At 59.2% G+C, this 25,732-nt stretch carries 25 protein-coding genes; 17 read left to right on the forward strand and 8 right to left on the reverse strand.

Features of this window, described 5'->3' with window-relative positions; translation table 11 throughout:
* The first annotated feature begins 70 nt into the window (after positions 1–70).
* The 4 genes from BLU25_RS15050 to epsC all read left to right on the forward strand — a co-directional run bounded on the left by BLU25_RS15050 (position 71) and on the right by epsC (position 5,761).
* On the forward strand, positions 71–1,378 hold the full coding sequence (locus BLU25_RS15050) for a CitMHS family transporter (RefSeq protein WP_016782806.1): 1,308 nt from the start codon (positions 71–73) through the stop codon (positions 1,376–1,378).
* A gap of 243 nt (positions 1,379–1,621) precedes the next feature.
* Positions 1,622–3,280 (forward strand): Na/Pi cotransporter family protein, encoded by a 1,659-nt coding sequence (locus BLU25_RS15055; protein WP_016782805.1) that lies wholly within the window; start codon positions 1,622–1,624, stop codon positions 3,278–3,280.
* An 83-nt stretch (positions 3,281–3,363) separates the two neighbouring features.
* On the forward strand, positions 3,364–4,746 hold the full coding sequence (locus BLU25_RS15060) for a M16 family metallopeptidase (protein WP_016782804.1): 1,383 nt from the start codon (positions 3,364–3,366) through the stop codon (positions 4,744–4,746).
* Positions 4,747–4,834: 88 nt separating this feature from the next.
* Complete coding sequence (gene epsC, locus BLU25_RS15065) at positions 4,835–5,761, forward strand: serine O-acetyltransferase EpsC (RefSeq protein ID WP_083369702.1); 927 nt, start codon at positions 4,835–4,837, stop codon at positions 5,759–5,761.
* A gap of 134 nt (positions 5,762–5,895) precedes the next feature.
* Here epsC and trpA read toward each other — a convergent pair whose 3' ends face one another.
* Positions 5,896–6,702, reverse strand: coding sequence for a tryptophan synthase subunit alpha (gene trpA / locus BLU25_RS15070; RefSeq protein ID WP_016782802.1), 807 nt, complete (start codon positions 6,700–6,702; stop codon positions 5,896–5,898).
* Positions 6,702–7,922, reverse strand: a complete 1,221-nt coding sequence (gene trpB / locus BLU25_RS15075; protein WP_016782801.1) for a tryptophan synthase subunit beta — start codon at positions 7,920–7,922, stop codon at positions 6,702–6,704. Before trpB ends, trpA begins: the two co-directional genes overlap by 1 nt.
* Positions 7,923–8,035: 113 nt before the next feature.
* Here trpB and BLU25_RS15080 point away from each other — a divergent pair, with 113 nt between their 5' ends.
* Complete coding sequence (locus BLU25_RS15080; protein WP_016782800.1) at positions 8,036–8,932, forward strand: LysR family transcriptional regulator; 897 nt, start codon at positions 8,036–8,038, stop codon at positions 8,930–8,932.
* On the opposite strand, the gene BLU25_RS15085 is transcribed toward BLU25_RS15080, so the two are convergent.
* Entirely contained in the window at positions 8,929–9,255 is a 327-nt protein-coding gene (locus BLU25_RS15085; protein ID WP_016782799.1) for an ElaB/YgaM/YqjD family protein, read from the reverse strand. The genes BLU25_RS15080 and BLU25_RS15085 overlap by 4 nt on opposite strands.
* Before the next feature lie 154 nt (positions 9,256–9,409).
* On the opposite strand from BLU25_RS15085, the gene BLU25_RS15090 reads away from it, so the two are divergent.
* Both BLU25_RS15090 and BLU25_RS15095 read left to right on the forward strand, forming a co-directional pair.
* Positions 9,410–9,625: a dodecin gene (locus BLU25_RS15090; protein WP_016782798.1), complete on the forward strand. Its 216-nt coding sequence runs from the start codon at positions 9,410–9,412 to the stop codon at positions 9,623–9,625.
* A 120-nt stretch (positions 9,626–9,745) separates the two neighbouring features.
* Complete coding sequence (locus tag BLU25_RS15095) at positions 9,746–9,970, forward strand: DUF1161 domain-containing protein (RefSeq protein ID WP_083369703.1); 225 nt, start codon at positions 9,746–9,748, stop codon at positions 9,968–9,970.
* Between the two features lie 119 nt (positions 9,971–10,089).
* Here the strand turns inward: BLU25_RS15095 and BLU25_RS15100 are convergent, their stop codons facing one another.
* Positions 10,090–11,094: an LLM class flavin-dependent oxidoreductase gene (locus tag BLU25_RS15100; protein ID WP_016782796.1), complete on the reverse strand. Its 1,005-nt coding sequence runs from the start codon at positions 11,092–11,094 to the stop codon at positions 10,090–10,092.
* A 215-nt stretch (positions 11,095–11,309) separates the two neighbouring features.
* Between BLU25_RS15100 and BLU25_RS15105 the strand changes: the two genes are divergently transcribed.
* Complete coding sequence (locus BLU25_RS15105; protein WP_016782795.1) at positions 11,310–11,741, forward strand: OsmC family protein; 432 nt, start codon at positions 11,310–11,312, stop codon at positions 11,739–11,741.
* 147 nt (positions 11,742–11,888) lie between these two features.
* Positions 11,889–12,134, forward strand: coding sequence for a DUF1161 domain-containing protein (locus BLU25_RS15110; protein ID WP_029611642.1), 246 nt, complete (start codon positions 11,889–11,891; stop codon positions 12,132–12,134).
* On the opposite strand, the gene BLU25_RS15115 is transcribed toward BLU25_RS15110, so the two are convergent.
* Positions 12,126–12,542, reverse strand: coding sequence for a PA0061/PA0062 family lipoprotein (locus tag BLU25_RS15115; RefSeq protein WP_016782793.1), 417 nt, complete (start codon positions 12,540–12,542; stop codon positions 12,126–12,128). The two genes, BLU25_RS15110 and BLU25_RS15115, sit on opposite strands and share 9 nt — an antisense overlap.
* Before the next feature lie 182 nt (positions 12,543–12,724).
* Between BLU25_RS15115 and BLU25_RS15120 the strand changes: the two genes are divergently transcribed.
* Together BLU25_RS15120 and BLU25_RS15125 are read left to right on the forward strand one after the other, a co-directional pair.
* Positions 12,725–13,771: an aminopeptidase gene (locus tag BLU25_RS15120; RefSeq protein ID WP_016782792.1), complete on the forward strand. Its 1,047-nt coding sequence runs from the start codon at positions 12,725–12,727 to the stop codon at positions 13,769–13,771.
* Positions 13,772–13,882: 111 nt separating this feature from the next.
* Entirely contained in the window at positions 13,883–15,889 is a 2,007-nt protein-coding gene (locus BLU25_RS15125) for a M3 family metallopeptidase (protein ID WP_083369704.1), read from the forward strand.
* 7 nt (positions 15,890–15,896) lie between these two features.
* Here BLU25_RS15125 and BLU25_RS15130 read toward each other — a convergent pair whose 3' ends face one another.
* Positions 15,897–16,538, reverse strand: a complete 642-nt coding sequence (locus BLU25_RS15130) for a dual specificity protein phosphatase family protein (RefSeq protein WP_016782790.1) — start codon at positions 16,536–16,538, stop codon at positions 15,897–15,899.
* Positions 16,539–16,841: 303 nt separating this feature from the next.
* Between BLU25_RS15130 and BLU25_RS15135 the strand changes: the two genes are divergently transcribed.
* From BLU25_RS15135 to BLU25_RS15145, 3 genes are read left to right on the forward strand one after another with little or no spacing between them, the layout of a single operon-like run.
* Complete coding sequence (locus tag BLU25_RS15135; RefSeq protein WP_016782789.1) at positions 16,842–17,582, forward strand: gluconate 2-dehydrogenase subunit 3 family protein; 741 nt, start codon at positions 16,842–16,844, stop codon at positions 17,580–17,582.
* A gap of 2 nt (positions 17,583–17,584) precedes the next feature.
* A complete protein-coding gene (locus BLU25_RS15140) occupies positions 17,585–19,369 on the forward strand; it encodes a GMC family oxidoreductase (RefSeq protein ID WP_029611641.1) in 1,785 nt (594 codons plus the stop codon).
* A 12-nt stretch (positions 19,370–19,381) separates the two neighbouring features.
* A complete protein-coding gene (locus tag BLU25_RS15145; RefSeq protein ID WP_016782787.1) occupies positions 19,382–20,638 on the forward strand; it encodes a cytochrome c in 1,257 nt (418 codons plus the stop codon).
* A 101-nt stretch (positions 20,639–20,739) separates the two neighbouring features.
* On the opposite strand, the gene BLU25_RS15150 is transcribed toward BLU25_RS15145, so the two are convergent.
* Positions 20,740–21,381, reverse strand: a complete 642-nt coding sequence (locus BLU25_RS15150) for a transporter substrate-binding domain-containing protein (protein ID WP_016782786.1) — start codon at positions 21,379–21,381, stop codon at positions 20,740–20,742.
* 138 nt (positions 21,382–21,519) lie between these two features.
* On the opposite strand from BLU25_RS15150, the gene BLU25_RS15155 reads away from it, so the two are divergent.
* Positions 21,520–21,957 carry a DUF4399 domain-containing protein gene (locus BLU25_RS15155; RefSeq protein ID WP_016782785.1) on the forward strand — a complete coding sequence of 146 codons (438 nt, stop codon included), beginning with the start codon at positions 21,520–21,522 and terminating at the stop codon, positions 21,955–21,957.
* A gap of 58 nt (positions 21,958–22,015) precedes the next feature.
* Here BLU25_RS15155 and serA read toward each other — a convergent pair whose 3' ends face one another.
* Positions 22,016–23,245: a phosphoglycerate dehydrogenase gene (serA, locus tag BLU25_RS15160; protein WP_083369705.1), complete on the reverse strand. Its 1,230-nt coding sequence runs from the start codon at positions 23,243–23,245 to the stop codon at positions 22,016–22,018.
* A 206-nt stretch (positions 23,246–23,451) separates the two neighbouring features.
* Between serA and BLU25_RS15170 the strand changes: the two genes are divergently transcribed.
* Together BLU25_RS15170 and BLU25_RS15175 are read left to right on the forward strand one after the other, a co-directional pair.
* A complete protein-coding gene (locus BLU25_RS15170) occupies positions 23,452–24,846 on the forward strand; it encodes an FAD-binding oxidoreductase (protein WP_016782783.1) in 1,395 nt (464 codons plus the stop codon).
* A gap of 178 nt (positions 24,847–25,024) precedes the next feature.
* The gene (locus BLU25_RS15175) at positions 25,025–25,690 is read left to right on the forward strand and encodes a fumarylacetoacetate hydrolase family protein (protein ID WP_016782782.1); all 666 of its coding nucleotides are present in this window, start codon (positions 25,025–25,027) and stop codon (positions 25,688–25,690) included.
* The last annotated feature ends 42 nt before the right edge of the window (positions 25,691–25,732 follow it).

A 25,732-nucleotide genomic window follows, 5' to 3' on the forward strand; every position in this document is an offset into this window, starting at 1 on the left:
ACAGACCGGTTGGCCTGCCACGCGTAAAACACGCGGTCAGAGCCTTACTACAACAATAATGGTGACTGTTATGCTGACCTTCCTTGGCTTTGCCATGGTCATTACATTTATGTACCTGATCATGACCAAGCGCCTATCTGCCCTGATCGCCCTGATTCTGGTACCCATCCTGTTTGCCATTTTCGGCGGTTTTGCGCCAAAAATAGGCCCGATGATGCTCGAAGGCATCACCAAGCTGGCCCCGACCGGGGTGATGCTGATGTTCGCCATCCTCTACTTTGCCCTGATGATCGACTCCGGCCTGTTTGACCCGGCGGTGCGCAAGATCCTCAAGCTGGTCAAGGGCGACCCGCTGAAAATCTCGGTGGGCACGGCGGTGCTGGCGCTGGTGGTGTCCCTGGATGGTGACGGCGCGACCACCTACATGATTTGCGTGGCCGCCATGCTGCCGCTCTACAGCCGCATTGGCATGAGCCCGCGGATCATGGCCGGCCTGATCATCCTGGCGGGTGGCGTGATGAACATGACACCCTGGGGCGGCCCGACCGCCCGCGCGGCGAGTGCGCTGCATGTCGACCCGTCGGACATCTTTGTGCCGATGATCCCGGCCATGCTCGCAGGCTGCGCGGCGATCCTGGTTATCGCGTGGTTCTACGGCAAACGCGAGCGTGCGCGCCTGGGTGAGTTGCACCTGCACGGTGACGAAATCGACCACAGCGAAATCAGCGTTTCCCAGTACCCGGATGCCCGTCGACCAAAACTGATCTGGTTCAACGGTGCGTTGACCCTGGCGCTGATGGTTGCGCTCATTGCTGGCCTGCTGCCTTTGCCCGTGCTGTTTATGGTCGCGTTCAGTATCGCGATGATCGTCAACTACCCGTGCCTGCAGCAGCAAAAAGACCGCGTCGCGGCCCACGCTGGCAGCGTACTGGCGGTGGTCGGGCTGATTTTTGCGGCGGGTATCTTTACCGGCATCCTGTCGGGCACCGGCATGGTCGATGCCATGTCCAAGAGCCTGCTGGCGGTGATTCCACCGGCGCTCGGGCCGTATCTGGCGGTGATTACCGCGCTGGTGAGCATGCCGTTTACCTTCTTTATGTCCAATGATGCGTTCTACTACGGCGTACTGCCTGTATTGGCCGAAGCTGCCAGCCACTACGGCATTACCGCCGCCGAAATGGCCCGTGCCTCGATTGTGGGTCAGCCAGTGCATTTGCTCAGCCCGCTGGTGCCTTCTACCTACCTGCTGGTGGCCCTGGCTGGCATCGAGTTTGGCGACCACCAGCGTTTCACCCTCAAGTGGGCGATCCTGGTGTGCCTGGTCATCATGGTTGCGGCGCTGCTGCTGGGGACGTTCCCGGTGTTCAGCACGCTGTAACCCCCCCCTGTGGGAGCGGGCTTGCTCGCGATGCAAGCGACGCGGTGTTTGAGTTAAACCGTGTCGAAGCCATCGCGGGCAAGCCCGCTCCCACAGGTTCAGCATTGTCCAGAAGAGTTTCAACCCTCCGCCAGCTATGCGATGCTGGCGCTCTGCTCATTTGCCGACTACATCTTAAGAAACATCTGTAGGAACGGCCCGCAGCTATCTGATCCTTAGACACATCCAATACAGGGAGCCAGCATGCTGACCCTGCTCAATCTGCTTTCCGCCGTGGCCTTGCTCATCTGGGGCACGCACATCGTCCGAACCGGCATCCTGCGGGTCTACGGTACCAACCTGCGCCATGTCATCGGGCAAAACGTCTCCCGGCGCATGTTCGCCTTTGTCGCCGGGATCGTGGTTACGGCCATGGTGCAAAGCAGCAACGCCACGGCCATGCTGGTCACGTCCTTTGTCGGCCAGGGGTTGATGGCACTGACCCCTGCCTTGGCCACCATGCTCGGCGCCGATGTCGGGACCGCATTGATGGCCCGGGTGCTGACCTTCGACCTGTCGTGGCTGTCGCCGCTGCTGATTTTCCTGGGTGTGATTTTCTTTTTGACCCGCAAGCAAACCCGCGCCGGGCAATTGGGGCGGGTAGGTATTGGCCTGGGCCTGATCATCCTGGCGCTGCAACTGATCGTCGAAGCTGCCACACCCATCACCCATGCCCAGGGCGTGAAGGTGATTTTTGCTTCGTTGACCGGCGATATCCTGCTCGATGCTCTGGTCGGCGCCCTGTTCGCAATGGTGTCCTACTCCAGCCTGGCGGCCGTGCTGCTGACCGCCACCCTGGCCGGTGCGGGTGTTATCAGCCTGCATGTCGCCATCGGCCTGGTGATTGGCGCCAATATCGGCAGCGGCGTGCTGGCGTTTCTCAGTACCAATATGCAGAACGCGGCAGGCCGCCAGGTGGCCTTGGGCAGCCTGCTGTACAAGCTGATTGGCTTGCTGCTGATCATGCCCGTGCTCGACCCGCTGGTGGCCTGGATGGACAGCCTGAGCTACAGCGCCCAGGAGCTGGTGATCGGCTTTCACCTGCTCTACAACACCGCCCGCTGTTTCCTGATGTTGCCCACAGTCGGCCTGATGGCGCGTATTTGTGCCTGGCTGCTGCCCGAACGCGAGCAAGCCAACGGCGTCGCCAAACCGCGCCATCTGGACCCTGCTGCTCTTGATACACCGAGCCTGGCCCTGACCAACGCCGTGCGCGAAACCCTGCGCATTGGCGACCTGATCGATACCATGTTGGTCAATATGCTCGACGTTCTGCGCGGCAAGCAAACCGCCATCACCCAGGAAATGCGCACCTTGAGTGATGAAGTCGAAATACTCTACAGCGCGGTCAAACTGTATCTGGCGCAAATGCCGCGAGAGGACTTGAGCGAACAGGACAGTAGACGCTGGGCCGAAATTATCGAATTGGCGATCAACCTCAAGCTTGCCAGCGATGTGATCGAGCGCATGCTGCGCAAAGTCCAGCAGCAGAAAACCTCGCAGCGCCGCTCGTTTTCAGAAACAGGGCTGGAGGAACTGGTGGGCCTGCAAACCCAGTTGATTGAAAACCTGCGCCTTGGGCTCACGGTCTTTCTCAGCTCCGACCTGCAAAGCGCCCGCCAGTTGCTGCGTGAAAAACGCCGTTTTCGCGCCCAGGAGCGGCGTTTGGCCCACGCCCATGTGAGTCGCTTGCAGCGTAAAGTCACACAAAGTATCGAGACCAGTTCCATGCACCTGGAGCTGATCGCGGATATGAAACGCCTCAACTCGCTGTTTTGCGGCAGCGCTTACGTGGTGCTGGAGACCTCTGAAACCGGGGCCCTGGAGCTGGACGACGCAGCCGACACGCAACATTCGCCTTGAACGTTGTACGTTGGGCTGTTGTCAGCCGTTATGCAGCGACTAAGCTGCACGGGCTCAAGGATTCGAGAATTCAGGGATTTTTTATGCGTTGCCTGCTGTTTATCTGTTTGTTGCTTGGCGCAGCCCAAGGTTTTGCTCTGGATCGTTACAGCGTCGAGGGCTACCAACTGCCCAATGGCCTGCAACTGATCCTCAAGCCCAACAACGATCGCGGACATGTGGCCATCCGTTTGGTGGTGGGCGTTGGCCTGGACGACTTTTCGTGTGCCGATCAGCAATTGCCCCATCTGCTGGAACATCTGCTTTTCAGCGGTATCGATGACACCGGCGAAGGTGGCCTGGAGGAGCGCATGCAGGCCCTGGGTGGCGAATGGAACGCCTTTACCAGCAGCGCCGACACCACCTTTGTGATCGAAGCCCCGGCCAAAAACCAGCGCAAGATCCTCGACCTGCTGCTGGGTCTGCTGACCCGCACGCAATTGACCGAACAACGCATTAACGATGCCAAGCAAGTGGTCGAGCGTGAAGACGGTGGCCATTATTCGCATTTACAGCGCTGGCTCGACCGCCAGGACCTTGGCCACAGTGCCAGTAATCAACTGGCCGTCGAGCTGGGCCTTAAATGCGCCGAGCGGGCCGAAGTCCACGATCTTACGCGTCAGCAACTGGAGGCCGTGCGCCAGAACTGGTATGCGCCCAACAATATGACGCTGATTATCGTCGGCGACCTTGACCGGCTGCTGCCCGCCTATCTGGAGCGCACTTACGGCGCCCTTGAGCCGGTTGAGCCCAGCGAGCACCGGCCACTGGCCGGGATTGATGCCAAGGCTGAGGCCGAGCGCGAACTGGTGCGGGGCGTGGTGGGGGATACCGCGACCTTGCATTGGCTGTTCCCTGAACCTGTGATCGAAGGGCAGTCCGACGAAACCTGGATCCTGCTGCGTGATTATCTGGAGTGGGCGCTCTACAGCGAACTGCGGCTCAAGCATGGCTTATCTTACGGTCCCTGGGCCGAGCGGGAAGTATTTGGTGGCGTGAGCTTTTTAAGCCTCAATGCTGACCTTGAGCGCGAGAACGTGGCGCAAGCCCGGCAGGTGATCGAGCAACTCAAGGCGCGTCTGCTCAAGGACGGGCTGGATCCGCAGATTTTTGCCCGGCTCAAAAACACCGCCATCTCCCGCCAGGCCTGGACAGTGCAAGGCAGCAGCGCGTTGGCCGACTACTACTGGGCATCCCTGGGTGACTACGATGAGGGCCGTTTCGCCGACCCCGCCAGGCAGTTGCAAGCCATCAGCCTCAAGCAGGCCAACGTAGCGCTGCGCGAGCTGTTGGCCGAGCCAGGTTATGTGCGCATCGAAAAACCGCTGTTCAGTTACCACAGCATGAGCCTGGCCATTCTGGGTGGGCTGGCGTTGCTGATTATCGCCGTGGTGAGCTGGCGCATCTGGCGTCGGCCCAAGCGTTGATTGCCCGAGTCGTAAACGTTTTGATACCGTAAAATCATTGCCAATTTGCGGCTGGTCGATCCAGCCGCCAGCGTGCGGAGTATTCATCGTGAGTGATCGTTCCAATCCTTGGCAATTGCAAGCCATCGTCTGCCAGCTGCGCACGGCGCGAAACCAGTGGCGCACGCAGAACGGCCGGGTCAGTGGTGAACAGGGGGGCCGTGAGCTGCCATCCCGTGCGGCAATGGCCGAAATTCTTGAGGCCCTGTGTGGTGCCTTGTTCCCGATGCGTCTGGGCCCGGTGGACCTGCGTGAAGAGAGCGAAGATTTTTACGTCGGCCACACCCTGGATGTGGCGCTCAATGCGCTGCTCAAACAGGCCCGCCTGGAGCTGCGTTATGTGGCTCGCCAGGGCGGGTTGGCCGATGAGGGCGTGGATGCAACCGCGACTTTGCTGATTCAGGATTTTGCCCTGGCGCTACCCGGCTTGCGCAGCATCCTCGACACAGACGTCCTGGCGGCTTATCACGGTGACCCGGCGGCGCGCAGTGTGGATGAGGTGCTGTTGTGCTATCCAGGGATTCTGGCGGTGATTCATCACCGTCTGGCCCATCATCTGTACCGTGCAGGGCTGCCGTTGCTGGCGCGCATCAGCGCAGAGATTGCACACTCGGCCACCGGCATTGATATCCACCCTGGCGCGCAGATTGGCCGTAGTTTCTTTATCGATCACGGCACGGGTGTTGTGATCGGAGAAACCGCGATCATCGGCGAACGTGTGCGGATCTATCAGGCTGTGACCCTGGGTGCCAAGCGCTTTCCGGCAGATGAGTCGGGGCAATTGCAGAAAGGCCATCCACGCCATCCTATCGTTGAGGATGATGTGGTGATTTATGCGGGCGCGACGATATTGGGGCGTATCACCATTGGTCAGGGTTCGACCATTGGTGGCAATGTATGGCTGACCCGCAGCGTACCGGCAGGCAGCAACCTGACCCAGGCCAACCTGCTGCATGATGACGGGACACAGAAGTAAGACTTCGCAGGCCTCTTGCCCTCACCCCAGCCCTGTCCCAGAGGGAGAGGGAGCTGATCTATGGGGATTTTGAGGCCGCGTGCGGTCAGTACCCTCTCCCTCCGGGAGAGGGTTAGGGTGAGGGCGCTCTTGACCTAGCGAGCGCTGCGCACGCCTTCAGCCAGCGCAGCACACAAGCTCAGTACACCATCCACCGCCTGCTCAGGCGTTGCCGCATTTTCGATCTTGTCGATCAATGCCGAACCCACCACCACGCCATCTGCCAGGCGCGCAATGGCCGCAGCCTGTTCAGGGGTACGGATACCAAAGCCTACGCTGATCGGCAGATCGGTATGGCGACGCAGGCGCTCAATGGCCGCGCTCACCTGTTCAGTGGTGGCCGAACCGGCACCGGTCACGCCCGCCACCGAAACGTAATACACAAAGCCCGAGCTGCCAGCCAGGACGGTCGGCAGGCGCACGTCGTCCGTGGTTGGCGTGGTCAGGCGGATAAAGTCCAGGCCCGCTGCCTGCGCCGGGTCGCACAGCTCGCCGTTGTGCTCTGGCGGCATGTCGACCACGATCAGGCCATCGACGCCCGACTCTTTGGCTTCGGCAATAAAACGCGCCACGCCATAGTGGTGGATCGGGTTGAAATAGCCCATCAGCACCAGCGGAGTGTCGTCGTTACCGGTACGAAACTCACGAACCATCTGCAGGGTTTTTGCCAGGTTCTGCTTGGCGCCCAACGCACGGATGTTGGCCAGTTGAATCGCCGGGCCGTCGGCCATCGGATCGGTGAAGGGCATGCCCAGTTCGATCACATCGGCACCCGCCGCCGGCAAGCCCTTGAGGATCGCCAGCGAAGTGTCGTAATCCGGGTCACCGGCCGTGACAAAGGTCACCAGCGCTGCGCGGTTTTGTTCCTTGAGTGCGGTAAAGCGCGTTTGCAGGCGGCTCATCAGTGTTGCTCCTGTTGAGACTGTTCCATGTGGTGCATCACGGTTTGCATGTCTTTGTCGCCACGGCCTGAAAGGTTGACCACCATCAGGTGATCGGCTGGCAGGGTCGGGGCGCGCTTGAACACTTCGGCCAGTGCGTGGGCGCTTTCCAGGGCCGGGATGATGCCTTCAAGGCGGCAGCATTTGTGGAAGGCATCCAGGGCTTCGGCGTCGGTCACCGAGGTGTATTCGACGCGACCGATGTCATGCAACCAGGCGTGCTCAGGGCCGATGCCGGGGTAGTCGAGGCCGGCGGAAATCGAGTGGGCGTCGATGATCTGGCCATCGTCGTCCTGCAGCAGGAAGGTGCGGTTGCCGTGCAGCACGCCCGGCTCGCCACCATTGAGGCTGGCGGCGTGCTTGCCGGTTTCGATGCCGTAGCCGGCCGCTTCCACGCCGATGATTTCAACGCTGGTGTCATCCAGGAACGGATGGAACAGGCCCATCGCGTTGGAACCACCGCCGATGCACGCCACCAGGCTGTCCGGCAGGCGGCCTTCCTGGGCTTGCATCTGGTCGCGGGTTTCCTTGCCGATCACGGCCTGGAAGTCGCGCACCATCGCCGGATACGGGTGCGGGCCGGCCACGGTGCCGATCAGGTAGAAGGTGCTGTCGACGTTGGTTACCCAGTCGCGCAGGGCTTCGTTCATCGCGTCTTTCAGGGTGCCGGTGCCGGCCACCACGGGGATGACTTCAGCGCCCAGCAGCTTCATGCGGAACACGTTGGCCTGCTGGCGCTCGATGTCGGTGGTGCCCATGTAGATCACGCACTGCAGGCCAAAGCGCGCAGCGACGGTGGCGGTGGCCACGCCGTGCATGCCGGCGCCGGTCTCGGCGATGATGCGTTTTTTGCCCATGCGCCGTGCCAGCAGGATCTGGCCGATGCAGTTGTTGATCTTGTGCGCGCCAGTGTGGTTCAGCTCTTCGCGCTTGAGGTAGATCTTGGCGCCGCCACAGAACTCGGTCAGCCGCTCGGCGAAGTACAGCGGGCTTGGGCGGCCCACATAATCGCGCTGGAAGTAGGCCAGTTCCTTGATGAACTCAGGGTCTTTTTTCGCCAGCTCGTACTCGCGATCCAGGTCAAGGATCAGCGGCATCAGGGTTTCAGCCACATAACGGCCGCCGAATGAGCCAAACAGGCCATTGGCATCAGGGCCGGTACGCAAGGTGGATTGAGTCATGTGACGCTCCAGATAAAAAGTTACGAAGGTCTATGGGCCTGACTGTACCCGTGACAGCCCGGGATGAAAACCGATAAGATCGCCACAATCTGTCAGGAAAACTCACACATATCATGAGCCGCGACCTCCCGCCCCTCAATGCCCTGCGCGCTTTTGAAGCCACTGCCCGCCTGAGCAGCGTCAGCCAGGCGGCCGAGCAGCTGCACGTCACCCACGGTGCCGTCAGTCGGCAATTGAAAGTGCTGGAAGAGCACTTGGGGGTGAGCCTGTTCGTTAAGGAAGGGCGCGGGCTAAAGCTCACCGAGGCCGGTATCCGTCTGCGTGATGCCAGCGGCGAAGCCTTTGAACGCTTGCGCAACGTATGCGCTGAACTCACGCAAAGCCAGGTCGACGCCCCTTTCGTGCTCGGCTGTTCGGGCAGTTTGCTGGCGCGCTGGTTTATCCCGCGCCTGGGCCGCTTGAATGCCGACTTGCCGGACTTGCGCCTGCACCTCTCGGCCGGTGAAGGCGATCTTGACCCGCGTCGCCCCGGGCTTGACGCTTTGCTGGTGTTTGCCGAGCCGCCGTGGCCCGCCGATATGCAGGTGTACGAACTGGCCAGCGAGCGCATCGGTCCGGTGGTCAGCCCGCGATACGCGCACTACGAACAATTGCGCAACGCTCCGGCCAGTGCCTTGCTTGGCGAACCCTTGTTGCACACCGCGTCACGGCCGCAGGCATGGCCGAGCTGGGCGCAAAAAAACGCAATCGAGGCGAAGGATTTGCAATACGGGCAGGGGTTTGAGCACTTGTACTACTTGCTTGAAGCCGCCGTTGCGGGGCTGGGTGTGGCGATTGCCCCCGAGCCGCTGGTGGCCCAGGACCTGCAAGCCGGACGCCTGGCTGCACCCTGGGGCTTCAAGGAAACCCCGGCGCAGCTGACGTTATGGCTGCCCAAGCGCGCCGCAGACGGGCGCGCCGGGCAACTGGCGCAATGGCTCAAGGCAGAGCTTGCGCGCAGCGCAGATTAATTGCCGCGCTTGCACAACAGAAAGGCTGCCAGCAGACCCAGTGCGCCGATGGCAACGCCAGCGGTGGCGTACGGGTGCTCTTGCGCGTATTCGCGGGTAGCGATCGCGGTTTCGCGAGTTTTGTCCTTCACTTCTTCCAGCGCATCGCTGAGCAGGTGACGCGAATGCTTGAGCGCGTTCTCGGCGTTGTTCTTGAGGATGCCAAGGGTCTTTTTGGACTCGTCAGAAGCGTCGTGCTTGAGGCTTTCCAGAGACTTGAGCAGGCTCTCGATCTCTGCTTCCATGCTTTGCAATGAGGCTTTACGTAAAGAGTTGCTAGCCATTAGGGCTCTCCTGCATTGGTGAGTGAGGTGCTTGTTAAGTCCGACTCCGCGGTTTCCAGAAAGTGCAGTTGGCCTGAACTTTTCCTTTCAAATTGCCTACAAAGTATTTAGCACAATCGCTGCTAGGCTTTGATTTACGACAAAGGAGAACGTTATGTCTGACCATCACACCTACAAGAAAGTTGAACTGGTAGGCTCGTCCCCGACCAGCATAGAAGACGCCATCAGTAATGCACTGGCCGAGGCCAACAAAAGCATCAAGCATCTGGAGTGGTTCGAGGTGGTTGATACGCGCGGGCACATCAAGGACGGCAAGGTGGCGCACTATCAAGTGACACTCAAAGTCGGCTTTCGCATCGCCAGCAGCTGATCTGAAGCAAGGCTTTTGACCCGCGGACTGGCCGTTTGCCATAAAGTCCGCTACACCGTCTGGGTGCAATGCGGCATGTACGCATTGCACCCTTTTTGTTTTGACCGGGGAATGTGACCGATGAAAAAGATTTTATTGGCTGTAGGTTTGCTGAGTCTGGCAGGAACGGCGTTCGCAGCGGGCAAGCCATGCGAAGAACTGAAAAGCGAAATCGCGGCGAAGATTGAAGCCAATGGCGCCAAGCATTATTCGCTGACTGTCGTGGAAAAAGGTGCTGCCGCTGACGGCAAAGTAGTGGGCTCTTGCGAAGCCGGCACCAAAGAAATCGTCTACAAGCGCGGATAAGTCCAGCGCAGTAGTAATCTTGTGGGAGCGGGCTTGCTCGCGATGTGCACGCCGCGGTGGTTCAGATCAATCGCGTCGATACCATCGCGAGCAAGCCCGCTCCCACACTTCCCTTTGCGTCAGGCCCCTTTCATCACCTGCGACAGCAATTCATACGAATGAATGCGGTCCGCATGCTCATACAAGTCACTAGTGAAGATCAGCTCATCGGCCTGGGTCTGCTCAACCAGCACATCCAGTTTGGCCTTGATTTTCTGCGGGCTGCCCACCATCGCCAGGCCCAGAAAGCTCATGACGGCCTCTTTTTCATGGGGTAGCCACAAACCGTCCATTGTCTCCACCGGCGGGCGCTGTACCAGGCTCTGCCCGCGCATCAGCGCCAGAATGCGCTGGTACACCGAAGTGGCCAGGTACTCGGCCTGCTCGTCGGTGTCGGCAGCCACCAGCGGCACGCCAAGCATCACATAAGGCTTGTCCAGCACCGCCGAAGGCTTGAAGTGGTTGCGATAGACACGAATCGCTTCATGCATAAGGCGCGGTGCGAAATGTGAAGCAAAGGCGTAAGGCAACCCCATTTCACCGGCCAGTTGCGCACTGTACAGGCTGGAGCCCAGCAGCCAGACCGGGACCTGGGTACCGGTGCCCGGCATGGCGATGATCCGTTGGTCGGGGGTGCGTGTGCCCAGATAGCGCAGCAGTTCGGCCACATCCTGCGGAAAATCATCGGCACTGCCCGAGCGCTCGCGGCGCAGGGCGCGGGCGGTCATCTGGTCCGAGCCGGGCGCGCGGCCCAGGCCCAGGTCAATACGGCCGGGGTACAGGCTTTCGAGGGTGCCGAACTGTTCGGCGATCACCAAGGGCGCATGGTTGGGCAGCATCACACCGCCCGAACCGACACGGATGGTCGAAGTGCCGCCGGCGAGATAACCGATCAGCACCGAGGTCGCCGAGCTGGCGATGCCGTCCATATTGTGGTGTTCAGCGACCCAAAAACGGTTGTAGCCGAACTTTTCCACGTGCTGTGCCAGATCCAGCGAATTACGCAACGACTGGGCTGCGCTGCCGTTTTCGCGCACAGGGACCAGGTCGAGGGTCGAGAATTTGATGTCAGACAGTCGTTTCATCAGCCGGCTACTCCAGGTGGGATGCAGGTCAGAGTGCTCGCATGACCTGCCAGTGTTTACAGCAATATGGGCATATACCCGAGTTTCAATGGTTGGCTGGGAATTGAGCGACTAAAAATGACGATTGGTCCGATAGGGTGAACTTTGTGGCGCGAACTACCCTCACTAGTTCATTCAAGGCGTGAAACCTTCGCGCCGTTCTTCAGGAGGCACGCATGAGTATCAAAAAGAAAGCATCGGCTCATTGGGCAGGCGACCTTAAAACCGGCATCGGCTCCATCTCCACTGAAACCGGCGTACTGCGTGAAGCGCCGTATGGCTTCAAGGCGAGGTTCGAAGGCGGTAAGGGCACCAACCCCGAAGAGCTGATTGGCGCAGCCCACGCAGGCTGTTTCTCAATGGCCTTGTCGATGATTCTCGGTGATGCCGGGCTCAAGGCTGACAGTATCGACACCACGGCTGAAGTAACCTTGGATCAAGTGGAGGGTGGCTTTGCCATCACTGCCGTGCATCTGGTGCTCAAGGCCAAGGTGCCCGGTGCCACCCAGGCGCAATTCGACGAACTGACCACCAAAGCCAAAGAAGGCTGCCCGGTGTCCAAGGTGCTGAACGCCAAAATCACCCTCGACGCTACGCTGGTGAGCTGACGACACCCCTGTACCCCGCTTGCCGCAAGCGGGGTACAGTTGATGCCCGGCTGCGACAGATCAGTCCTGCACTGCGCCAAATGTGATCGAATGGTCGCCACTGGCGTCAGATCATGACTTTGCGTTCTGCCTCAAGGGAGTCTCACCATGAAACGTTTCGCTCTAGCTGTTGTTTGCTGCGCCATGGCCACATCTGTACTGGCAGCCCCCAAGCCATGTGAAGAACTCAAGACCGAAATTGAGGCCAAGATCCAAGCCAATAACGTGTCGTCCTATACGCTCGAAATCGTGAGCAATGAAGAAGTTCACGATGAGAACATGGTGGTAGGTTCGTGCGAATTCGGTAGCAAAAAAATCATCTACCAGAATAATGACCGCCAGGCGTCACGGTAAGCAGTTGACCAGCCGCTCCTCGGCCACCACCTTGCCCGTTGCGTTGTACAGCCGGGCGTAGGCATTGAAGCCCAGAGAGCGGGCTTGCAGGCGGTAGCGCTGGCCGGCCTCGAAGCCCGGATAATTGAGCGTGATGTAGCACAAGCGCTCCTGGGGATCGCTGAACATGCCCATGCCGCCGACAAACACCTCGAAATCAAAACGCACCATCAACTCGTGGCTGCCCGGCGTCACCTGAAAATAACGGCCGTCGGTCAGGCGTTGGTTGTCCAGGCGCTCGGCCATTACCAGCTTGCCGGTTTGGGTTTCAAGGTCGACCCAGGCCATGCTGGGGTTCGCCGGGGGGATCGGCGTGCTGGCGCAGGCGCTGAGCAGGCACACGGTCAACACAAGCAAAAAAGTGCGCATGATGATTACCAGATAATTTGTTGCACAAGCATAGCGCGCAATGCCGCTTCGCAGCTCAGCCCTCTGTGGGAGCCGGGCTTGCCCGCGATGGCATCGATGCGGCTTGTCTGAAGGACTGTGCTGGCTGTATCGCGAGCAAGCCCGCTCCCACACCATTGTCACTTTGCCGCCGGGATCGCTTTATGACGCCGCGTGTTCGCTGCCTGCTTGCCATTGCCCTGATACCGCTGATCAATGGCTGTTCCAGTGCTTCGTATTACTCGCAACTGGCGGGAGGGCAGTGGCAGTTATTGCAGGCCCGCGAGCAGGTGAGCACGGTCATTGCCGACCCGCAGCGCCCGGTTGAACTGCGAGACCAATTGGTAAAAGCCCAGGCCGCACGAAACTTCGCCAGTCAGCATTTGCACCTGCCGGACAACCAGAGCTATCGCCTGTACGCCGACCTCAAGCGGCCTTATGTGGTGTGGAATGTCTTCGCCACCCCGGAGTTTTCCCTCAACCCGGTGACCCATTGCTTCCCCATCGCCGGGTGCGTGGCCTACCGGGGTTATTACAGCCAGGGTGCGGCGCGAGGTGAAGCTGCCCTGCAACACCAGCAGGGCATGGATGTGTTTGTCAGCGGCGTCGAAGCCTATTCCACCCTGGGCTGGTTTGATGACCCGATCCTCAACAGCATGCTCAATTGGGGTGATGAGCGTTTGGCCACGCTGATCTTTCACGAACTGGCCCATCAGCGGTTTTATGTGAAGGACGACACTGAGTTCAATGAGTCTTTCGCCAGCTTCGTTGAACAGGAAGGCACCCGCCAATGGCGCGCCAGGCAAGGCCTGCCACCCTCCGGCAGCAGCAACCTGCAGCAACGCGAGCAATTTATCACCCTGGTGCTCGACACTCGCCAGCGCTTGAAATCTCTTTATGCACAGTCGTTGCCAGCAGCCGAGATGCAACAGCGTAAAGCCGCTGAATTTGAACGAATGCGCCGTGATTATCGTCAGTTACGGGATCAGCAATGGGCGGGAAATCCGCGCTATGACGCGTGGGTCAATGGCCCGCTGAATAACGCCAAACTGCTGCCCTTCGGCCTGTACGATCAATGGGTGCCCGCCTTCGCGGCCTTGTACAAGCACGTCGGCAATGACTGGCCAAGGTTTTATGCCGAAGTCGAACAGCTGGGCAAATTGCCCCCCGGGCAGCGCAAGACCGCCTTGCAGCAATGGGCTGGCCGCTGAGGTTTGATTCGCTGCACTACATAGATAGTGCCCTTGAAAGTTCTGCTTCTTTAGGCTGAAACCCCACAGTTACTCAGCCCGAAATGAAGCAGAACTCTCAAGGAATACAGCATGGAGCCAACCAACCCGCTGTTGAGCACTACCCTCCTGCCCCTTTACAGCGAGGTGCGTCTCGAACACCTCAAGCCGGCCATTGAACACATTGTTGCCGACAACCTGCAGACAATTAGCCGTATCGTCGCCACCCAGTCCCGGCACCCCACCTGGTCTGGACTGATTTTGCCGATGGAGACTTTGACGGCGCGGCTGGACGACGCCATAGGCGTCATCATGACGCTGGGGCAGGTATCCCGGGACGTGCCCTGGGAAACCACCATCGGCGATTGTTTCCGCGCGGCCCACGACTATAAGACCCAGGTGCTGCAAGATCGCGGTCTTTACCTTGCCTGCAAGGCGCTGGCCCACAGCCCCGAGGCCCTGGAGCTGGATCGTGCCCAGCAGGCGTTGCTGCACAAGATCCTGCTGGACTACCGGTTGGCCGGGAGTGAGCTGCCCGCCGCAGACCGAGGCGAACTGGCTCGGCTCAACCGTGAAATTTCCAGGCTGGAATGGGTGTTTTTCGAAAATGCCCGGCAATCCCGAAAGGCCTGGCGGCGGCTGGTTCACGATGAGTCATTGCTGGCGGGCCTGCCCGCTGCACTCAAGGCACAGCTGGCGCAGACGGCCAGGGCGGCCGGTCTTGAGGGCTGGCTGATTACCCTCGAAGAGCGTGACACTTACACTGAAATCATGAGCTGTTGCCAGAACAGGGCGTTGCGCGAAGAACTGTTCACCGCCTACAACACGCGGGCTTCCGAGCTGGGCCCCGCTGGCGGGCAATATGACAATGGTCCGGTGCTTAACGATCTGCTCAGCTTGCGCCATCAGAAGGCCTTGCTGTTGGGGTACGGCAACCATGCCGAGCTGAGCATCCAGAACAAGGCGGCCTCGACGGATGCAGTGCTGGGTATGCTGCGCACCCGCATTGCACAAAAATCAGCGCGTTTTGCAACGCAAACGGCGGCGTTGCATGCCCTGGCGGCCACGCTGGGGTACGACAGGCTCCAACCCTGGGATCTGTTGTTTCTGGCCCGCAGGCATGGCCGGCAGCCTGGCGCACTGAGCAACGATCAGTTGCGCGCCTGGTTCCCTTTCAATCGCGTTTTCGAGGGCATTGTGCTGGTCGTCAAGCGCCTGTTTGCGGTCGATCTGGTGGAGCAAACGTCATTCAACACCTGGCACCCGGATGTTCGCCTGTTTGAGGTAAACGAAGCCGGTGTGCTGCTGGGGCATCTTTTTATCGACCCTTATATGCGTGCCCCCAAAATCAATGGCTGCTGGATGCAGTCGGCACGCAGCCGTCGAGTCAATGCACAGGGGGAGCTGATCACCCCGGTGGCCATTGTGCATGGCAACTTTACCCCCGAAGCCGAGGGCGCGCCTGTGCTGCTGACCCATGTGCAGATGGGCACGTTGTTCCATGAGCTGGGCCATTGCCTGAAGTTGCTGCTGACCCGCAGCCCCTACAGTGCGTTTTCCCGGGTGGACAGCCTGGGCTCCGTAGCCTCGCGATTTGCAGGCAAGTGTGCAGAGCAATGGTGCTGGTCGCGGGACAGCCTGCGCTGGTATGCCCGGCACCATCAACACGACAGTGAACTGACCTATGAGCAGGTTGACCAGGCCTTGAGTGCCCGTGATACCGAGCGTTGGCTGGAAGAGGTGCAGGAACTGTCGCGTTCGCTGTTTGATTTTGAACTGCACCTGACTTGGGGCGATGGTCGCAGCGTGGAGGCGGTTTGGCGTAGCGCACAAAATCAGGTCCAGCCTTTACCCCAGGCTGAACATGAGCGTTTTGCCAATACGTTTGACTATATGGTCGCGGGGCATGACGCCAACTACTACCTGCGCGAGCAGGCCGCAGCGCTGGCCGAGCAGGTTTTTGCGCGATTCGAGCAGGAGGGTGTGTTCAGCCCGCAAGCGGGCATGGCCTACCGCGAAGCGTTTCATGCACCGGGCAGTGAATACCCGCTATCAGAGTCGTTCACATTGTTTATGGGGCGACCGCCAGCGGGTATTTGACCGTTAATCAGGATTTGGCAGATTTGAGCCAGTTTTTTACCACGCAGGTTGCAAACGGGCTGGTGCTGCACGCCCCGCTGCTCAAGGCTGTACGCAACTGTGGGATATCGGCCTTCATCATGTAGCTCTCGCCATCCTTGTGGTGCGAGTTTTCGCCAAAGCCGCCCTGGGTCATTTCCTTCAGGGCGTCTTCCTTGCTCCAGTCCTGCACCACCACGCGGTACATCGCCGCCATCAGCCCGGTGCGGTCCGAACCGTGCTTGCAATGCATCAACACCGGGCCTTGGGCTTGCGCGGTCTGAATGGCGCGCAAGGCGGCCAGCACATCAGCGTCATCCACATGGTTGGTGCGATAAGGCAACTGGACTTGTGCGACACCTGGGGTATTGAGCCAAGAACTGTCGGCATCGGGCAGGAAGTTGATCACGGTGGCGATATGCAGTTTATCCAGCAACGGCTGCGCGGCGCTGTCAGGCAATGCGCTGCGGTACAGGGTCGGGGACATTTGATACAGGTTGTACTGGGTCGCGATGGGCTGTGCCCACTGGGCTGGTCGGGCCTGGGTGGTTTCGTCGGCCTGGGCCTGAGGCAGTGCAAATGCTGCCAGCAAGGTCAGGCACAGAGCAGGAAAAAACCGGGCTTTGGGCATGTCAGTTCGACCATTAACAAGGTGTTGGGAAGGTGAGGCGCAAGATTGCGTGATGCCGAATCAAAACTATGTCGCTCAATTGTCAAAAAAACGTGATGGCGTCAGCGTAGATGGCGCTATGCCAGTAGTGCGGCAAATTTACGCATGAAACGATTCATCTGCGCGCCCGGCCTGTTAGTATTTGTAACCAAACTTTGCATGCGTGCCTGTTCCCTGGGTCGATAACGCCCTGTACCGCTGCCAAAACGAAAAGCTGCCCATGAGCGGCTGTAATCCGTGACTGCCTGATGAGGTGCCCCCTGCATGTCTGAGCAAGACAACCCCCGGCGTGAGTTTTTGCGCAAAACCCTGACCCTGATTCCAGTGGTCACTGTTGCGAGCACGGGCCTTGGTGGTTCCGTCCTGATGGCCACGCCTGACGTGCAGGCCGCCCCTGCCCCTGCGCCGTCCGTTGCCACAGCAGGCACGGCTTATGAGCCGACCTACTTCACCGCCGAAGAGTGGGCGTTCGTCAACGCCGCCGTCGCGCGCCTGATCCCGGCCGACGAGCAGGGCCCGGGCGCTCTGGAAGCCGGTGTGCCGGAATATATCGACCGTCAGATGAACACCCCTTACGCCAGCGGTGCACTGTGGTTTATGCAAGGCCCGTTCAATGCCGACGCAGCACCGGAAATGGGCTGGCAGAGCAAACTGGTGCCAAAACAGATCTACCGCCTGGGCATCGCTGCCACGGAGGAACTGTGCAAAAAGGCCTATAACTCAACATTTGCTGGGCTAGACAGCGCTACCCGAGACGAAGTGCTCAAACAGCTGGAAGCTGGCACACCGAAATTCGATAGCGTTCCGGCCAAGATGTTTTTCAGCTTTTTGCTGCAAAACACCAAGGAAGGTTTCTTTTGCGACCCGATTCACGGTGGCAACAAAGGCATGGTCGGCTGGACCATGATCGGCTTCCCCGGCGCGCGCGCTGATTTCATGGACTGGGTTGAACGCAACGAGCAATACCCCTTCCCGGCAGTTTCCATTCGCGGCGAGAGGGCTTGAGCATGTCGACCGTTATGAAAAAAGTTGATGCAGTTATCGTCGGATTCGGCTGGACCGGCGCGATCATGGCCAAAGAACTGACCGAAGCTGGTCTGAATGTTGTGGCCCTCGAACGTGGCCCGATGCAGGACACTTACCCGGACGGTAACTATCCACAGGTAATCGACGAACTCACCTACAGCGTGCGTAAAAAGCTGTTCCAGGACGTCTCCAAGGAAACCGTCACCATCCGCCATAGCGTCAATGACGTGGCTTTGCCAAATCGCCAGTTGGGCGCTTTTTTACCCGGTAATGGTGTGGGCGGTGCAGGCTTGCACTGGTCTGGGGTGCACTTTCGGGTCGACCCGATCGAACTGCGCATGCGCAGTCATTACGAAGAGCGCTACGGCAAGAACTTTATCCCCAAGGACATGACCATCCAGGACTTCGGCGTCAGCTACGAAGAACTGGAGCCGTTTTTCGACTATGCGGAAAAGGTCTTTGGTACTTCGGGCCAGGCCTGGACCGTCAATGGCCAACGGGTCGGTGAAGGCAAGGGTGGCAACCCTTACGCACCGGATCGCTCCGACCACTTCCCATTGGTGTCGCAGAAGAACACCTACTCCGCACAGCTGTTTCAGAAAGCGGCTAATGAAGTGGGCTACAAGCCTTACAACCTGCCCTCGGCCAACACCTCGGGGCCTTACACCAACCCCTACGGCGCGCAGATGGGCCCGTGCAACTTCTGCGGTTTTTGCAGCGGTTACGTGTGCTACATGTATTCCAAGGCATCGCCCAACGTCAATATTCTTCCTGCCCTGAAGCCGTTGCCGAACTTCGAGCTGCGCCCTAACGCCCATGTGATCCGGGTCAACCTGGACAGCACCAAAACCAAAGCCACTGGTGTGACCTATATCGATGCCCTGGGCCGCGAAATCGAGCAGCAGGCCGATCTGGTGATCCTTGGTGCGTTCCAGTTCCACAATGTGCGTCTGATGTTGCTGTCGGGCATTGGCAAGCCGTATGACCCGAAAACCGGTGAAGGCGTGGTGGGCAAAAACTTCGCTTACCAGAACATGGGCACCATCAAGGCCTACTTCGACAAAGACGTTCACACCAACAACTTTATCGGTGCGGGCGGCAATGGCGTGGCGATTGACGACTTCAACGCCGACAACTTCGACCACGGCCCCCACGGCTTTGTCGGTGGTTCGCCAATGTGGGTCAACCAGGCCGGTAGCCGACCGATTGCAGGTACGTCCAACCCGCCGGGTACGCCGGCCTGGGGCAGCGCATGGAAGCGTGCAACCGCCGATTACTACACCCACCAAGTGTCGATGGACGCCCACGGTGCGCATCAGTCCTACCGTGGCAACTACCTTGATCTTGACCCGGTTTATCGCGATGCCTACGGCCAACCTCTGCTGCGCATGACGTTCGACTGGCAAGAAAACGACATCAAGATGAACCGCTTCATGATGGAAAAAATGGGCAAGATCGCCGAAGCGATGAACCCCAAGGCCATTGCGCGTATCGGCAAGCAGGTAGGCGACCACTTCAATACGTCGTCGTACCAGACCACCCACCTCAACGGTGGCGCGATCATGGGCACCAACCCGAAAACCAGCGCACTGAACCGCTACCTGCAAAGCTGGGACGTTCACAACGTATTTGTGCCGGGCGCATCGGCTTTCCCACAAGGTTTGGGCTACAACCCCACAGGTCTCGTGGCGGCATTGACGTACTGGTCGGCGCGGGCAATCCGCGAGCAGTACCTGAAAAACCCCGGCCCGCTGGTTCAGGCATAAGGAGCGATGACCATGAAAGCATTTGTTATCGCGACCCTGGCCTTGTTCGCCAGCTTCTCGGCTGTGGCTGAAGAGAGTGACCCGCAGGCGCTGATCAAACAGGGTGAATACCTGGCTCGCGCCGGTGACTGCGTGGCGTGCCACACCGCCAAGGGCGGCAAGCCGTTCGCCGGTGGCCTGGCGATGGAAACCCCGATCGGTACGATCTACTCGACCAATATCACGCCGGACAAAAACGGCATTGGCAGCTACAGCTTTGAAGACTTCGACAAAGCCGTGCGCCACGGCGTCGCGCAAAACGGCAGTACCTTGTACCCGGCCATGCCGTACCCCTCGTATGCGCGGGTCAACGAGGCGGATATGCGAGCGTTGTATGCCTACTTTATGAAGGGCGTAAAACCTGTCGAACAAGCGAATCAGGAGGCAGACATTCCGTGGCCGCTGAGCATGCGCTGGCCGCTGGCGATCTGGCGCTGGCTGTTTGCCCCGGCGGTTGAAGACTTCAAGCCCGACGCCGGCAAAGACGTGGTGCTTAACCGTGGCGCCTATCTGGTGGAAGGCCTTGGGCACTGCGGCGCATGCCATACGCCACGCGCCCTGACCATGCAGGAAAAAGCCCTGAGTGCCAGCGACAGCCCGGCATTCCTGTCAGGCAGCGCACCGCTGGAAGGTTGGATCGCGAAGAACTTGCGCGGTGATCACAAGGACGGGTTGGGCAGTTGGAGCGAAGAGCAACTGGTGCAGTTCCTCAAGACCGGGCGCAGTGATCGCAGTGCGGTATTTGGCGGCATGAGCGATGTGATCGTACACAGCATGCAGTACATGTCCGACGCAGACTTGACGGCTATCGCTCGTTACCTGAAGTCGTTGCCGGCAGTGAATCCGGCGGACAAGCCCCATCAGTACGATCCGGCTGTAGCGGATGCCCTGTGGAACGGTGATGACAGCAAGCGCGGCGCGGCGGTGTACATCGACAACTGCGCGGCCTGCCATCGCACTGACGGTCACGGCTATACCCGAGTGTTCCCGGCATTGGCGGGTAACCCGGTATTGCAGTCGGCCGACCCGACATCGCTGATCCATATTGTGCTTAAGGGTGGGACATTGCCTGCGACGCATACGGCGCCGTCAACGTTCACCATGCCGGCTTTCGACTGGCGCTTGTCGGATCAGGAAGTGGCCGATGTGGTCAATTTTATCCGCACCAGTTGGGGCAACCAGGCGGCTGAGGTCAAGGCCGGGGATGTGAAGGCAATTCGTCAACCCTGAGTATTCGGTGGGAGCGGGCTTGCTCGCGATGCAAACGACTCGGTATGCCTGAATGACCGAGTCGCTCCCATCGCGAGCAAGCCCGCTCCCACATTGGGTATTCAGGGCTGTCTTGCAGCCGCCCCGAACCATTTCTGCGACAACGCCTCCAGCCTCCCGTCTGCCTTGATCCGCTGCAACGCCTTGTCCAGGCTGGCCTGGAACGCCGGGTTGCCTTTCTGGAAGGGGATCGCCAGGGCAACTTCCTCATCGGTATCTGGCGCTTTCTGCGCCACCGTCACCAATGGCCCGCGGTCGACAAACGTGTTGCCCTGAGCTACGCCTAATGTCTGGCCCTGCAACATGGCAAGGCTGCTGGGTGAGCGCGGCTGTTCCTGCCGGGCAATCGCCTGCGCTTGCAGGTGGCTGTAAGGCTCGCTGAAATCGAACCGATCCTGCAGCGCAGGGGTCAAAGCCACATGATTGATGGCGACATCGTATTTGCCGCTCTCAACCCCTGACAGCAGGTCATCGCTGTCGGTGACTAGAATGGAGGCATGCACTTCCAGTTCCTGGGCCAGCAACTCACCCAACTCGACGTCAAAGCCTGTCAGGCGCCCGTCCTGTTTGAAGCTGAACGGTGGCATATCGGCTTCAAGGGCGATGCGCAGTTCGCCACGGTCATTCACGTCGTCGATCAGTTCGGCTTGAGCAAAAGGGCTCACCAGTGGCAGTAAAAGCATCAGGCCCGGCAATAAACGCATGGTCACTCCTTTGGTTGGGATGCAAGCGAATCGCATTTAACGTTCGCTTTGCTTTATGTTGGTCACTTGCGGCGTTGGACAACGCTTTGGCTCAAAGTTGTCCGACCCTGAAGATTTTTGCAAAAACCGGAGAAAAAAATGAAAGCTCTACTGTCTCGTGTTGCGTTGGCTTCTGTGTTGATGGGCGCTTCGGTCATGGCCACGGCGGCCGGCCTGGAGTCGGAAGCGGCTCCAAAAGGCGCCAAAGTGTTTATCGTCGAACCTAAAGACGGTGCCACGGTTGATCAAACCTTCACCGTTAAATTCGGCATCGAAGGCATGCCGCTGGCGCCTATCACCGAGGCCACGCCACATGCGGGCCATCACCACCTGCTGATCGATGTCGACCAGTTGCCGGCCGAGAACGCACCGATCCCGGCTGATGCCAACCATATCCACTTCGGCAAGGCTCAGACCGAAACCCAGGTCACCCTGCCACCTGGCAAGCACACCTTGCAACTGGTGCTGGGCAACCAGGTGCATGTGCCGTTCAAGCCAAGCATCGTGTCGGAAAAAATCACGGTTAATGTGAAATAAGCGTTTTCGACGCATAAAAAAGGGAGACCCGAGGGTCTCCCTTTTTAGTGAAGCGCGTTTAGAACAACACGCGGCAACGAATGGTGCCGTTGATGGTCTGCAGCTTCTCTTGCGCCAGGTCTGAGGACTCGGCGTCGACGTCGATCACTACATAGCCAACTTTCTCGTTGGTTTGCAGGAACTGGCCGGAGATGTTGATCCCGTTTTCGGCGAAGATCTTGTTGATTTCGCTCATCACGCCCGGGATGTTCTGGTGGATGTGCAGCAGACGGTGCTTGCCTGGGTGGGCCGGCAGGGCCACTTCCGGGAAGTTCACAGACGATACCGAAGTACCGTTGTCGCTGTACTTGACCAGTTTTTCTGCCACTTCCAGACCGATGTTGGCTTGCGCTTCAGCGGTGGAGCCGCCGATGTGCGGGGTCAGGATCACGTTGTCCAGGCCACGCAGCGGGCTTTCGAACACGTCGTCGTTGGAGCGCGGCTCAACCGGGAACACGTCGATGGCGGCGCCGATCAGGTGCTTGTCCTTGATCGCGTCAGCCAGGGCGTCCAGCTCAACCACGGTGCCACGCGCGGCGTTTATCAGAATGCCGCCCTTTTTGATGGCGCGGATTTCTTTCTCGCCGATCATCCACTGGGTGGCTGCGGTTTCCGGTACGTGCAAGGTGACGATGTCGGACATGCCCAACAGCTCGTGCAGATTGCCCACCTGAGTCGCGTTGCCCAATGGCAGCTTGGTCACGGTGTCGTAGAAGAACACCTGCATGCCCAGGCCTTCAGCCAGAACCGACAGTTGGGTACCGATCGAGCCGTAACCGACGATGCCCAGCTTCTTGCCGCGGATTTCGAAGGAGTTGGCCGCGCTCTTGATCCAGCCACCACGGTGGCAGGAAGCGTTTTTCTCAGGGATGCCACGCAACAACAGGATCGCTTCAGCCAGCACCAGCTCGGCCACCGAACGGGTGTTGGAGTAAGGGGCGTTGAAAACAGCGATACCGCGTTCGCGAGCAGCGTTGAGGTCGACCTGGTTGGTGCCGATGCAGAAACAACCAACAGCGACCAGTTTCTTGGCGCAATCGAACACTTCTTCGGTCAGCTGGGTACGAGAACGGATGCCGATAAAGTGGGCATCAGCGATCTTTTCCTTCAGCTGGGCTTCAGGCAAGGAACTGGTGATGTACTCAATGCTGGTGTACCCGGCGGATTTGAGCACTTCAACAGCGGATTGGTGGACGCCTTCCAAAAGAAGGAACTTGATCTTGCTCTTATCGAGAGAAGTCTTGCTCATCTGCGTAAACCTGTGTCCCAGAGAAAAAATGGCAGGGAATGGACAGCGCGAGCTGACCTGGCCGGCGTGAAGACCGGCACCGAGAATCGTCCAGTGGCTCGATTCTGCGGGGGGGTCGTATGCTAGCATAAGCGCCCCGCTAAACACCCATTCCTGCGACGTGAAGCGTTCTCAGGATGACCATGAATTGTTCGAGAGTTCTGTTGATGACCCATCCTGCCTTGATTGATGAGCTGAAGACCCTGGTAGAGCCTGGCAAGGTTTTGACCGACGCCGACTCCCTTAATGCTTACGGCAAGGATTGGACCAAGCATTTCGCCCCAGCCCCGCTGGCCATCGTGTTCCCGAAAACCACCGAGCAAGTGCAGGCCATCGTGCTGTGGGCCAACGCCCATAACGTGGCGCTGGTGCCTTCGGGCGGCCGCACCGGTTTGTCTGCTGCAGCCGTAGCTGCCAATGGCGAAGTGGTGGTGTCGTTTGACTACATGAACCAGGTGCTGGACATCAACCTGACCGACCGTACCGTGGTCTGCCAGCCAGGTGTCGTGACTGAACATCTGCAGAACCTGGCCGAAGAAAACGGCCTGTACTACCCGGTGGATTTTGCTTCGGCAGGTTCCAGCCAGATTGGCGGCAATATCGGCACCAATGCCGGCGGGATCAAGGTGATTCGCTACGGCATGACCCGCAACTGGGTGGCCGGCATGAAAGTGGTCACCGGCAAGGGCGACGTGCTGGAACTGAACAAGGACCTGATCAAGAACGCCACCGGCTACGACATGCGCCAGCTGTTTATCGGCGCCGAAGGCACCTTGGGTTTTGTGGTGGAAGCCACCATGCGCCTGGACCGTGCGCCGAAAAATCTGACGGCGATGGTGTTGGGCACGGCAGATTTCGATTCGATCATGCCGGTACTGCACGCCTTCCAGAACAAGCTTGATCTGACGGCTTTCGAGTTCTTCTCCGACAAGGCGCTGGCCAAGGTCATGGACCGTGGCGACGTGCCTTCGCCGTTCGAGACCGACTGCCCGTTCTACGCCCTGCTGGAATTCGAAGCGACCACCGAAGAAGTGGCCAACGCTGCTCTGGAAACCTTCGAACACTGCATGGAAGAAGGCTGGGTGCTTGATGGTGTGATGAGCCAGAGCGAAACCCAGCTGCAGAACCTGTGGAAACTGCGCGAGTACATCTCCGAGACCATCTCCCACTGGACGCCGTACAAAAACGACATTTCGGTCACTGTGTCGAAAGTCCCGGCATTCCTGAAAGAAATTGACGCGATCGTCGGTGAACACTACCCGGACTTCGAAATTGTCTGGTTCGGCCATATTGGCGACGGCAACCTGCACTTGAACATCCTCAAGCCGGAAAACCTGAGCAAGGACGAGTTCTTTGCCAAGTGCGCGACGGTGAACAAGTGGGTGTTTGAAACCGTCGAGAAGTACAACGGTTCGATCTCGGCCGAGCATGGCGTGGGCATGACCAAGCGTGATTACCTGACCTACAGCCGCTCGCCGGTGGAGATCGAGTACATGAAAGCACTGAAGGCCGTGTTCGACCCTAAAGGCATCATGAACCCCGGCAAGATTTTTGCGGTTTAATTAACCACACATAACCCGTAGCAGCTGCCGCAGGCTGCGTCCGATTGCGAAGCGATCGTAAATCCTGAATACGCGGTTTGCCTGGCAAACCGTAATCACCGACTTTACGACGGCTTCGCCGCAGGACGCAGCCTGCGGCAGCTGCTACGGGATCATTAGTTATCAGCGGAGTCGGTCCATGAGCTATCAGCACCAGTATGTCGACGGTACCCGGATTCACTTTCCCATCGGTAAGGTGGTGTGCATCGGCCGTAACTACGCCGAACACGCCAAGGAACTGGATAACCCGATCCCGACCGAGCCCCTGCTTTTCATCAAGCCGGGCAGTTGTGTAGTGCCTCTGGAAGGCGGCTTTGCGATCCCCACCGAACGCGGTTCGGTGCATTACGAAGCGGAAATTTCGGTGCTGATCGGCAAGCCCCTGTCGAACAACCCGAGCGCCGAGGAAGTGCTGGACGCGATCTCCGGTTTTGCCCCCGGCCTGGACCTGACCCTGCGTGACAAACAGGCCGAACTCAAGAGCAAGGGCTTGCCGTGGGAAATTGCCAAGTCGTTCGATGGCGCCTGTGTGCTGGCCCCTTTCGTGCAGAGCAGCACCTTTGCTGACCTGGCCGATATCGGCATTCGTTTGACCATCAATGGCGAAGTGCGTCAGGACGGCAACAGCGCCCTGATGCTCAATCCAATTGTGCCGATGATCCAGCACATGGCCGCATGCTTCTCGCTGCAAGCCGGTGACGTGATCATGACCGGCACACCGGTAGGCGTAGGCCCGCTGAATGTGGGGGATGAGCTGGTGCTGGAGCTGACAGGCGTGAGCCGCTTCGAGAGTATCGTTCGCTAGCTCGGCCTGACGCGTTGATACAGCCTGTGGCAGCCACAGGCT

It is taken from the genome of Pseudomonas fragi, assembly GCF_900105835.1.
GTDB classification, from domain to species: Bacteria; Pseudomonadota; Gammaproteobacteria; order Pseudomonadales; family Pseudomonadaceae; genus Aquipseudomonas; species Aquipseudomonas fragi.